Source organism: Actinocorallia lasiicapitis (assembly GCF_054778695.1).
This window is the reverse complement of record NZ_BAAGZI010000028.1, coordinates 20,512-31,068: the sequence shown is the minus strand read 5'-3', so window position 1 is coordinate 31,068 and position 10,557 is coordinate 20,512. Positions and strand designations below refer to the sequence as shown.

The following is a 10,557-nucleotide window of genomic DNA, read 5'->3' as shown; positions in this document are numbered from 1 at the left end:
TCACCCGCTGCCTCGCCGGCGACCCGCCCGACGCCCCCGCCCTCGTCGACCGGCTGATCACCGGCGGCTCCCCGGCCGGCGACGCGCCCCCCACCCCGCCGTCGGGCAACCCCACGGTCGGTTTCATCGGCCTCCCCGAAGAACCGGGCGACTGACCCCGGAACATCCGGCACCGGGGCGAGCGGTTAGCATTCGCCGAATGCAGGATCTTTGGAACACCCTGTCGGGGGCCGAACTCATCCAGGCGATGGCCGACGGCCGCTTCCCGCAGGTCACGGACGTGTCGTCCTACATCGGCCAGCGGATCGAGAAGGCCGAACCCGGCCGGATCACCCTCGCCTGGACGCCCGAGGAGAAACTCTGCAACCCCGGCGGGACCGTGCACGGCGGGTTCATCGCCACGATCCTCGACAACGCCGTCTGCCTGGCCGCCGCCAGCGCGGGCGAGCTGTTCGTGCCGCAGCTCACACTCAACCTCAACGTCGACTACCTGCGGGCCGTCCACAAGGACCAGACCTACCAGGTCACCGGCACCGTGGTGCACCACGGACGCTTGCGCACCGTCTCCACCGCGACCATCTTCGACCCCTCGGGACGCCCCTGCGCCACGGCCACCGCGAGTGTGACGAACAACCAGGCGTTCGTCCGTGAACGGAAGGCCGATCCCGACGCGTAGGGTGACTCCATGGATCCTTTGAAGGCGCTCGGAACCGTCAAAGAGCTGCGTGACCGGCGCAACGCCCCGCTGATCCTGGAGCTGGATCTCAGCGAGGGCGTGGTCGAGGGATCACCGCCCGACCCGGTCACGGCGCTGCTGTCGATGCGCCGCACCCATCTGCGCGACGTCCTGGACGGGCTGCGCAAGGCCCGGCGCGACCCGAAGGTCAAGGCCCTGGTCGTCAAGATCTCCGGCGGGGTGGGGCTGGCGCTCGTCCAGGAGCTGCGCGACGCCGTCGCCGAGTTCCGGGCGGCCGGAAAGCTGACCGTCGCCTGGTCGGAGACTTTCGGCGAGACCGGGCAGGGCACCGCCGCCTACTATCTGGCGTCCGGGTTCGAGCGGGTGTTCCTCCAGCCGTCCGGCGATGTGGGGATCACCGGGATCGCCCTGTCCGAACCGTTCGTCAAGGACGCCCTGGACAAGGCCGGGGTGGTCTTCCGGTTCGGCAAGCGCGCCGAGTACAAGACCGCGCCCAACATGTTCCTGGAGACGGACTACACGCAGGCCCACGCGGAGGCGTCCGAACGGCTGGTCGCCTCAATCGGCGAGCAGATCGTCGCGGGGATCGCCGAGGCGCGCGGGCTGCCCGCCGCCGAGGTCAGGGCGTTGATCGACCGGGCGCCGCTGGGCGCGGGCGACGCCCTGGAGGCAGGTCTGGTCGACGAGCTCGGCTACCGCGACGAGGTGTACTCCTACGTGCGCCGGTCGGCGGGCAAGGACGCCCAGCTCAGATTTGTCACCCGGTACGCCCGCTCGGGCCTGTCCGACAAGCTGCCCGCCCGCAAGGAGCCGGACCTCGTCGCGCTGGTCCAGGCCCAAGGCATGATCAAACTGGGTCGCAGCGGGCGGGGCGCCGTGCCGGGGCAGGGCGGTTCGGTCGGCTCCGACACCCTCGCCGGGGCGATCCGCGCGGCCGTCCGCGACGAGCGGGTCAAGGCGATCGTCCTGCGGGTGAACAGCCCCGGCGGCTCCTATGTGGCGTCGGATGTGGTCTGGCGCGAGGTCGGGCTGGCCAAACGCGCCGGAAAACCGGTGATCGTCTCGATGGGGAACGTGGCGGCGTCCGGCGGCTACTTCATCGCGATGGCCGCCGACAAGATCGTCGCCCAGCCGGGCACGCTGACCGGCTCCATCGGCGTCTACACCGGCAAGCCCGTGATCAGCGATCTGATGACCAGGCTGGGGATCTCGTTCGGCAGCACCGCGTTCGGCGAGCACGCCCAGATCTACGCCACCACCCGCGACTTCACCGACAGCGAGTGGACCAGCATCAACTCCTCGCTCGACCGGATCTACGCCGACTTCACCCAGAAGGCCGCCGAAGGCCGCGGTATGCCCCTCGACGTGCTCGAACCGCTCGCCCGCGGCCGGGTCTGGACGGGCGCCGACGCCCGTGACCGCGGGCTCGTCGACGAGCTCGGCGGAATCGACACCGCTCTGGATCTCGCCCGCAAACAGGCCGGACTGCCCGCCGACGCCCCCGTCAGATCGTTCCCGCAGAGCTCGCCGCTCGACAGGTTCCGGCCGCCCGAATCCAGCGACGACAGGACCGCCGCGACGGCCAGGTTCGACGCGTGGGGCTCGCTCGCGGGCGTCGCCGCGCAGCTCGGGCTGCCGTCGGCCGGGCCGCTGGTGCTGCCGGGCGTCTGGGATCTGCGCTGACCGATGCTCACGCCTCAGGACTTCACGGCCGCACTGGCCACCTTCGCCACCGACGTCGCCGTGGTCACCGTCCGGGACGGGCGCGACGACCTCGGCAGCACGATCACGGCGTTCACGTCCGTCTCGATGGACCCGCCGATGGTGCTGATCAGCGTCGCGGCCGCCTCCTACCTGTGCGAGGTGCTGCACAAGCAGCCCCGCTGGGCGGTGTCCGTGCTGGCCGCCGCCCAGCGGGCCCTCGCCGGACGGTTCGCCGCCGAGGGCAGGCCGTCCGCGCGGCTGCTGCTCAGCGGCCAGGACCACCACCGCGGCCTCAAATCGGACGCGCTGGTGGTCGAAGGCGGGCTGGCCGCGATGGAGTGCGAGACCAGGCTCCGGATCCCGGCCGGTGATCATGTGCTGTTCGTGGCCGAGGTGCTCGGAGTGGACTATCTGGAGCGCCGGGACCCCCTGATCAGGGTGAACCGGCGCTACCTGCCCGGCACGTCCGGCTAAGTGGTGATCTGGTAGACCTTCCGGAGCTTCTCGTGGACCGTCCAGGTGGTCTTGGCGCCCTGGTCGAACACGCAGACGTCGCCGGGGCCGACCTCCAGGGTCGGGCCGTCCTCGATCTCGATCGTCGCGCGGCCCGACAGCACCACGAAGACCTCGTCGGCCTCCACATCGGTGACGACGCCCGGCTCGATCTCCCAGATTCCGCGCTCCACCCCGCCCCGCTCGTGCAGGACGGTGGCATACGTGCCGCCACCCGACGGTTCGAGCACGGCATCGGCGACGTGTACGACGAACGACATGGAACTTCCTTTGCTGGTGGTTGTCCGGCGAGATTAGTGCAGGGTAGGGGCATGGGCGGACTCGGGTCGCGCGGGCTGGCGCTCGCCTTGATGCACCGGATGCGGGATCTCAACCCCGGCCGGGTCGAAGAAGCGCTCCACGAGATGGGCTCCTCGCGCGCCGAGCTCCGCGAAGCCCACACCCTGTGGACGAAGTGGGCCTACTCCCGCTCCGCGCCCAAGGGGGCGGCGGCGTTCCGGGCCGCGCTCGGGCCGCCGCTCAGCAGGACCGTCCGCGACTTCGGGGACCTGCCCTGCGACGTGCTGCGCTGGCGGATCCTGCCGTGGGAGGAGTTCGCGTTCGAACTGCTCCTCGGTCCCGGCGGGCCCGTCTGGAACCAGTGGTTCGTCCGGCCAGGACCGCCGAAGATCATGAAGCTGGGCGAGCTGGAGCCGTGGACGGCCGTCGTCAACGACGTCGGCGTCTCGTTCGAGGACGCCGCCAACGTCGAAGGATCGGCCCCGCATCACTGGGCCGTCGACTTCACCGCCGAAGGCGCCGCCCACCGGGCCCTGTTCGTCTACGGCCTGCTCCAACGCGTCGACCAGCGTTAGAGGCGGCGTTCGCCGGCGACCCAGACGGCCGCGGTGAGCGGGACGCCGGGGCGGTAGGCCAGATGGAGCTGGGAGGGGGCGTCCAGGACCTGGATGTCGGCGCGGGCTCCGACGCCGAGATGGCCGACGTCGGTACGGCGCAGGGCGCGCGCGCCACCGGCCGTCGCCGCCCACACGGCCTCCTGCGGGGTCATCCCCATGTCGCGGACCGCGACCGCGATACAGAACGGCAGCGACGAGGTGTAGCAGGAGCCCGGGTTGCAGTCCGAGGCCAGGGCGACGGTGGCGCCGGCGTCGAGGAGGCGGCGGGCGTCGGGGTAGGGCTGGCGGGTCGAGAACTCGACGCCCGGCAGCAGGGTCGCGACGGTGCCGGAGCCGGCGAGGGCGGCGACGTCGGCGTCGGTGAGGAACGTGCAGTGGTCGGCGGAGCCCGCGTCGAACTCGACGGCGAGCTGCACGCCGGGGCCGGTGCCGAGCTGGCCGGCGTGCAGCCGCGGCAGCAGCCCCTTGGCGACGCCCGCCGTCAGGATCTCTCTGGTCTGGTCGCCGTCGAATGCGCCGCGCTCGCAGAACACGTCGATCCAGCGGGCGTGGGGCGCGCACGCCTCCAGCATCGGCCCGGTGACGAGCTCCACATAGGCGGCCGGATCGCCTTCGGGCACCACGTGCGCCCCGAGAAAGGTTACCTCGTCGGCGACCCGCCCCGCGATCTTCAGTGACCTGGCCTCGGACTCGACGTCCAGCCCGTACCCCGACTTGCACTCGACGGTCGTGGTGCCCTGCCGGTTCATCTCCGCGACCAGCCGCCGCAGGTTCGTCTCGAGCTCCGCGTCGGTCGCGGCCCTGGTCGCCGCCACCGTCGTCCGGATCCCTCCGGCCGCGTACTTCTGCCCGGCCATCCGCGCCGTGAACTCCTCGGCCCGATCCCCGGCGAACACGAGATGCGCGTGCGAGTCCACGAACCCCGGCAGCACGGCCCGCCCCGCCGCGTCGAACCGCTCGTCGGCCTCAGGCGCGTCCCCCGCCCCCCCGACCCAAGCGATCTTCCCGTCCTCGATCACCAGCGCGGCATCCCGCACCGTCCCGACCTCAGGATCGTTGGTGACCAGCTCTCCGATACCCGCGATGACCAGACTCACCCTCCCACCCTGCCACCCCACGCCTGTCCTGCCCGCCCGCCGTTCCCCGCCTCCGTCTCAAATCCGAGACGGAGACGGGGGCTCGTCCAGGTGGTGAGGTTCCGGCCTGAGCGGTGGGTCAGGAGGTTTTGAGGGGGACGAGGTTGATCTTGACGGTTTCGGTGAGCTGGCCCCAGCGGCGGACGTCGCGGAGCTGGAGCTTCTTCTTCTTGGGGTTCTTGGCGCTGCACAGGTAGGTGCCGGTCTTCGACAGGACCGGGGTGTCGAACTGGCCCTTGCGGATGTGGTCGGCGACCTTCCACTGCGGGCCCCAGGGGGCGGCGACGGGGGCCGTCGAGTAGCCGTAGCCCAGGGCGTTGCCCGTCGCGGACTTCGCGACGGTCGCGAGCCTGCCCTTCTTGTCACCGGTCAGCTTCGCCTTCAGCGCCAGCTTGCCGAGACCGAGCTGCTCCCAGCCGGCGACCTTGGTGTCGCCTTCGTAGCCGGAGTAGTACTCGCGCTTCGAACCGCGGAAGTCGTACAGCAGAGCCGTCTTGGTGATCTTCACCTTGATCCCGGCCATGCCCTTGTACGCGGTGTACTTCTTCTTGCCGTCTTCCATGGTGCCCTTGATGACGGCGGCGACACCGGTCACCTTCCACAGGCCGACGGCACAGGGCTTCTTCGCCGGCGCGGCCTGTGCGGGCGCGCCGACCCCGACGATGCTTCCGGCGACGACCGCGCCGACGAGGGCGAGCTTCACATTCTTCACGCGGGTCACGCTACTACCAACAGTCCGTCATGCCACGAAAAGGTGGCCATCACACGAACAACGGGGAGGAACCGCCTACTCGGCGAACAGCCAGTCCTCGTCCTCGTCGCCCCGGGACGCCGCCTCGACCTCGGCCTCATGGACGGGCCGGCGACGCCAGGCGACGCCCGCCGCGGCCAGCGAGACCAGGCCGACAGCGATCGCCCCGCCCATCGGCGACCACGCCTTGAAGATGATCATCGCTTGGGCCGTCAGGGTGAGCAGGCAGAGCGAGGCGGCCACCCCGGCCGTCGCGCGGCCGAGCGGGTCGAGCCCCGGCAGCAGCCAGGCGAAGCAGACCGCCGGAACCGCGATCATGAACAGGATGAGGATCGCGGTCATACGCCCCGCCCCATCCGGTCGAGCACCTTCATGATGAACGACGGCGGCACCCCGAGCGCGACGACCGTCGCGAGCAGGGCACGCGCGTCCAGCGGACGTCTGCGCATGGTCCGCCACGACCAGCGCAGCGCCTCGACCCGGTGCTTCTGGACGGCCTCGGCGAACGCCACCTTGCCCGCCCAGTGCGCGTATCCGGCGCGCGGGAAGTCGTACTTGCCGAGCAGCCACTGGACCGCGCTGGAGATCAGCGGCGCGTTCTGCAGCACCGAGAAGTAGGAGCCCTTGTGCCAGCGGATCGCCACCCCCACCACGGGCAGGTTCCGCACCGGCCGCCGCCCCGCGGCCCGCAGCAGGAACTCGTAATCCTCCCCGTAACTGCCGGGGATCTCCTCGTCGAACAGCCATCCGGCCTCCCTGCGCATCAGGATCCCCGACGGATGGAGCTGCGGCATGTGCCCGTGCAGCAGGTCCTGCTCCGTGACGTGCGTCAGCGGGATCGTGCGGTCGATCTCCAGCTCGGGCCCGAACAACCTCAGCCCACAGCAGACTATTTCCGCCTCGGGGTCGTCCTGAAGTACCTCGACCTGGATCTTCAGCTTGCCGGGCAGAAACAGATCAGTGTCGTCGCAGAAAGCAACGAGCTCGGTCTCGGCCGCCAGCACACCGGAGTTCCGTGCTCCCGCCGCCCCGGGCGTCCGCGAGTTCCGGATCACCTTGATCGACCGCTGCGGGTCGTCGGAGCCCGCGAGGAGACTGATCTCGCTCTGGTCGAACACCACGATCGCGGTGATCGCTCCCGGGTAGTCCTGCGCGAAGACGGCCTCCAGGGTCTCGGCCAGCAGTTCGGGCCGGTCCCTGGTCGGAATCACCACGCTGACCGAAGGCCGGCTCGCGCCCGGCACCTGCTCGCTCACTGCGCCACCCCTCCCAGTGTGATGAACCGTTCGACGACGATCGCCAGCAGCCCCAGCAGCAGCGGGAACGCGATGACGCTGTAGGGCCGCAGCCGCCGCAGCCCGGCCGGGTCGATGACGTCCACCCGCAGCCGCCGCAGCTCGCGCGCCGTCAGCACCCCGAGCAGCACCGGCAGGTAGATGAGCCCGGCCGGGGTCCACGGGCTGATCCCGACCTTCAGCCCCAGCGGCACGACGGGCGGTTCCGGATCGACGGGCGGTGGTTTCGCCAGCTTGTAGACGGCCGCGTCGCCGTCGGCGAAGACCCGTTTGAACTTGGGCGAGGAGTCGAGCTGCGTCCTGAGTTTGACGCCCCAGTCCTGCGGCAGCCCGAAGTTCAGGGTCTGGTACTCGTCGTTGATCCGCGAGCTGTACAGGTAGCTTCCGGCGTCGGCCATCATGTCCTGCTCGATCCCCTCCAGGGTCGGCTTCCGCGACGCCAGCTCGGCCTGGGTCGGCTGGACGGGCGGCTTCTTCAGGAGCTGCGAGGCGAACGGCTCCTGCGCGAACTTGGAGTTCGTGTACTTGAACAGCTCGAAGTGCTGGTAGCTCCAGGGCCCCTGCGGGGTGTTCGAGGCGGCTTCGGCGTTGGTGACGATCTCGCCCGTCACCCAGACGACCGTGATCGGCTTGTCGCCCGAGTCGTCGATCATCGCGGCGAACGCCTTGAGCTCGCCCGGCCTGACCTGCTCGAACGCCTCGTTGCCGTACCGGACGGTCAGGAACCCGCCCATGAGCAGCACCCCGGCGGCCGTCGCGACGACGGCCGGGTACCAGCGCCGCAGGGTCTGCCGTCGCGGCCCGGTCTTCACCACGGGCACCGGCTTGGGGTCGGGGTAGAAGGCGTAGGCGGCCAGGAACACCGCGCCGGGCAGCATGAACAGGTAGGTGCGCAGCGCGATCTCGCCGCCGTAGGACTGGAGCCCGAACGTCGACACCGGGACGATCAGCAGGATGAACGCCACCCGGTCGTCGATGCCGCGGGCGCGCCGCCGGATCAGCCCGACGGCCGTCAACACCATCACCACCAGCACCAGCACGATCCGCAGCATCGCGATCTTGCCGAGGGCCGGATCGCCGATCGCGATCCGTCCGCTGGTCGACTGGAGCAGGGTCTGCAGCGGGTTCCCGCCGCCGGAGAACAGGGTGTTCTTCGGCGACGGCGCCCAGTACCCGTACGCCATGAAGCTGATCCAGCCGAGGTAGATCACTCCGCCGACGATCGGCAGCCCGCGCAGCTCGCACCGTCCGACGATCACCAGCGCCGCCGACGAGGCGATGAACAGGTACGGGGTGAGCTGGTGGGACGCCGTCCCGGCCAGCAGGATCGCCACCAGCAGCAGGACCAGCGCGGTCCGCTCCCAGGTTCCGATCACCATCACGGGGTCCTCGCCGGGCGTTTTGGGCCCGAAGAAGAACGAGTAGATCCGGCCGGGTTCCTTGCCGGTGCCGCGCCGTCCTGCCTTCCTGGTCCGCAGGACGGTCGGCCGGAAGTACGTCAGCAGGATCGCCAGGAAGAACAGGTACAGCAGGTAGCCGAACGCCTGGGGCGCCAGATAGTCCTGCCCCACCCAGTTGGCCACCGGGAACAGCCAGACCGCGAACCATTTGGCCCGCCAGTTCGCCTTCGTCACCCGGACGATCATCGACAGCGGCAGCAGGTACAGCAGCTGCATGACCACCGGCGACCATTTGAGCACCGCGTTCAGATCGGTGACGCCCACGGCCTTGGTGACGAACCCGACCAGCGCGAAGAACGCCGGCCAGGAGAACCGGGCGTCCAGGTTGGTGCCGATGTTGCCGGTCCTGGTGATGTACTCGATGAACCCGGCGTGCTGCCAGACCGTCGGGAACCGGGCGATCGGCTCCATCACCTGGGCGAGCGCGTGCAGCGACACCACGGTCAGCACGATCTGCGCGCCGAGCAGCAGCGGCGCGGCCCGGCGCAGCGACAGGGTGCCGACGAACGCGGCGACGAGGACGACCGCGCCGAGCAGGGTCGGCAGCGGCAGGATCTTGATCAGCCCGTAGCCGTCGGCGTTCGCGGGGGTGACGCCGCGCAGCGGCACCCAGAACAGCACGGCGCCGAGCCCGACCAGCAGGCTGAGCACGACGACCGGCAGCTTCTCCAGCGGATCCGCGGGGGAGGCCTCGGGGGCGGCCGTCAGGGGGGTGGACACGCTCAACTTCTACCTTCCGCCGCACGGCTCTGGGAAGGGACGGGTGCGGTGCGGGTGGCCCGCAGCAGCGGCGGCAGCACGGCCAGCGCGACGGTGCCCTGGACGGCCAGGACCGCCCAGCCGACCGCGATCAGCCGATGGTCGTCGACGAACAGCAGCACCCCGGCCAGCACTCCGGCGAACCGCGCGCCCTGGATCAGCGCGACGAGCCTGGTCTTCGACCGGACCCGCAGCACCCCGATGTACAGCTCGATGACCGCTTTGGGGAGGGTCGCGAACGCCAGCAGCATCAGCACGGGCCCCGCCTGGCCGGCGAACCCGGCGCCGAACAGGATCGGCCACGACAGCACCCACGGCGCGACGAACGCGACGAACGCGGAGATCGGCACCAGCAGCATCACGGTGCGGCGCAGCGCGGCCTTGGTGGTCTCGGCGAGTTTCGCGGTGTCGAAGGAGCCTTCGACGGTCATCGACATCGCCATGTTCAGCGCGAGCAGGTCGAGCATCAGCCCGAACACCCACGCCATCGCGAAGTAGCCGTTGGTGCCCGCCGACACCTTCGCCGCGACCAGCAGCGGAATGAAGTTGATCGTCGAATGGGAGAAGACCGTGCCGATGTAGTCGCCGGCCAGGTACCGGCCGACCTCGCGCGGAGTGGGGGTGCGGTGCCGGCCCTTGGTCAGGGCGACGTGCTCGGGGATCAGCGTCCGGAAGATCTTGACGTCCATCGGCACGACCACGAGCAGCACCGGGATCATCGTGGCCAGCACGATCCCGCTCGCCGGATCGATCGTCCAGGCCAGCGCCGCGAGCAGCACGAACTTGAGCACGCCGTAGCCGGTGTTCTTGGCGGGCACCCAGCCGGCTCTGCGCAGCCCGGTGAACACGCCGTCCTGCTGGGTGAAGATGTTCCAGGCCACGATGAACAGCAGGAACAGCGCGGCCGAGCCGGGGGAGGTCAGCCCGTCGAAGTTGGGGCTGCTCCACCAGTTCAGCGACACCAGGAACAGGACGCCGAGCAGCAGCGCCGACACCGCGCCGACCAGGTAGGTGGCGACGACCAGCCGTTTCGTGGCGGGCCCGGCCAGCGGCACGAACCGCAGCAGCATGTAGTTGAGGATCGTCACCCCGCCGATCCCCATGATCGCCTGGATTTCGGCGGCGCTGCGCCCGAAGTCCTCCTGGGTGTGGAAGTGCTTGGCGGCGATCCAGAAGCCCAGGCCGAGCACCCCGGTCAGCCCGCCGTTCAGCATGAGCGCGTAGGCGTTGCGGAACAGCGGGTTGCCGAGCTCGCCGCGGAGCCGGTCCATCCGGGACGCGTCGTGCCGCGGCTTGGCCCCCAGCAGGCTGGAGATGTCCTGGGGGCCGGTGCCCATGACCTCAGG

Annotated in this window: 11 protein-coding genes; 4 read left to right on the top strand and 7 right to left on the bottom strand. The window is 70.2% G+C overall.

The genetic code is table 11. The annotated features are described in order from the left end of the window. Positions 1 to 199: 199 nt before the first annotated feature. The 3 genes from ACYVE7_RS05875 to ACYVE7_RS05865 are packed head-to-tail and all read left to right on the top strand — an operon-like array spanning position 200 to position 2,875. Entirely contained in the window at positions 200 to 676 is a 477-nt protein-coding gene (locus ACYVE7_RS05875; protein WP_460363509.1) for a PaaI family thioesterase, read from the top strand. Between the two features lie 9 nt (positions 677 to 685). Next, positions 686 to 2,380: a signal peptide peptidase SppA gene (gene sppA / locus ACYVE7_RS05870; protein ID WP_460363508.1), complete on the top strand. Its 1,695-nt coding sequence runs from the start codon at positions 686 to 688 to the stop codon at positions 2,378 to 2,380. A gap of 3 nt (positions 2,381 to 2,383) precedes the next feature. After that, positions 2,384 to 2,875, top strand: a complete 492-nt coding sequence (locus tag ACYVE7_RS05865; RefSeq protein WP_460363507.1) for a flavin reductase family protein — start codon at positions 2,384 to 2,386, stop codon at positions 2,873 to 2,875. Here ACYVE7_RS05865 and ACYVE7_RS05860 read toward each other — a convergent pair. Next, positions 2,872 to 3,174 carry a cupin domain-containing protein gene (locus tag ACYVE7_RS05860; protein WP_460363506.1) on the bottom strand — a complete coding sequence of 101 codons (303 nt, stop codon included), beginning with the start codon at positions 3,172 to 3,174 and terminating at the stop codon, positions 2,872 to 2,874. The two genes, ACYVE7_RS05865 and ACYVE7_RS05860, sit on opposite strands and share 4 nt — an antisense overlap. Before the next feature lie 51 nt (positions 3,175 to 3,225). On the opposite strand from ACYVE7_RS05860, the gene ACYVE7_RS05855 reads away from it, so the two are divergent. After that, positions 3,226 to 3,768 carry a hypothetical protein gene (locus ACYVE7_RS05855; RefSeq protein ID WP_460363505.1) on the top strand — a complete coding sequence of 181 codons (543 nt, stop codon included), beginning with the start codon at positions 3,226 to 3,228 and terminating at the stop codon, positions 3,766 to 3,768. On the opposite strand, the gene hutI is transcribed toward ACYVE7_RS05855, so the two are convergent. From hutI to ACYVE7_RS05825, 6 genes are all read right to left on the bottom strand, one after another. Then, positions 3,765 to 4,907: an imidazolonepropionase gene (gene hutI, locus ACYVE7_RS05850; RefSeq protein ID WP_460363504.1), complete on the bottom strand. Its 1,143-nt coding sequence runs from the start codon at positions 4,905 to 4,907 to the stop codon at positions 3,765 to 3,767. The two genes, ACYVE7_RS05855 and hutI, sit on opposite strands and share 4 nt — an antisense overlap. A gap of 118 nt (positions 4,908 to 5,025) precedes the next feature. Beyond that, positions 5,026 to 5,658, bottom strand: a complete 633-nt coding sequence (locus tag ACYVE7_RS05845; RefSeq protein ID WP_460363503.1) for a hypothetical protein — start codon at positions 5,656 to 5,658, stop codon at positions 5,026 to 5,028. Positions 5,659 to 5,733: 75 nt separating this feature from the next. Next, a complete protein-coding gene (locus ACYVE7_RS05840; protein ID WP_460363502.1) occupies positions 5,734 to 6,039 on the bottom strand; it encodes a hypothetical protein in 306 nt (101 codons plus the stop codon). Further along, entirely contained in the window at positions 6,036 to 6,953 is a 918-nt protein-coding gene (locus ACYVE7_RS05835; RefSeq protein ID WP_460363501.1) for a glycosyltransferase family 2 protein, read from the bottom strand. The genes ACYVE7_RS05840 and ACYVE7_RS05835 overlap by 4 nt, the downstream gene beginning before the upstream one ends. Beyond that, a complete protein-coding gene (locus ACYVE7_RS05830) occupies positions 6,950 to 9,172 on the bottom strand; it encodes a hypothetical protein (protein ID WP_460363500.1) in 2,223 nt (740 codons plus the stop codon). The genes ACYVE7_RS05835 and ACYVE7_RS05830 overlap by 4 nt, the downstream gene beginning before the upstream one ends. A 2-nt stretch (positions 9,173 to 9,174) precedes the next feature. Continuing rightward, positions 9,175 to 10,548 carry a lipopolysaccharide biosynthesis protein gene (locus ACYVE7_RS05825; RefSeq protein ID WP_460363499.1) on the bottom strand — a complete coding sequence of 458 codons (1,374 nt, stop codon included), beginning with the start codon at positions 10,546 to 10,548 and terminating at the stop codon, positions 9,175 to 9,177. Between the last annotated feature and the right edge of the window lie 9 nt (positions 10,549 to 10,557).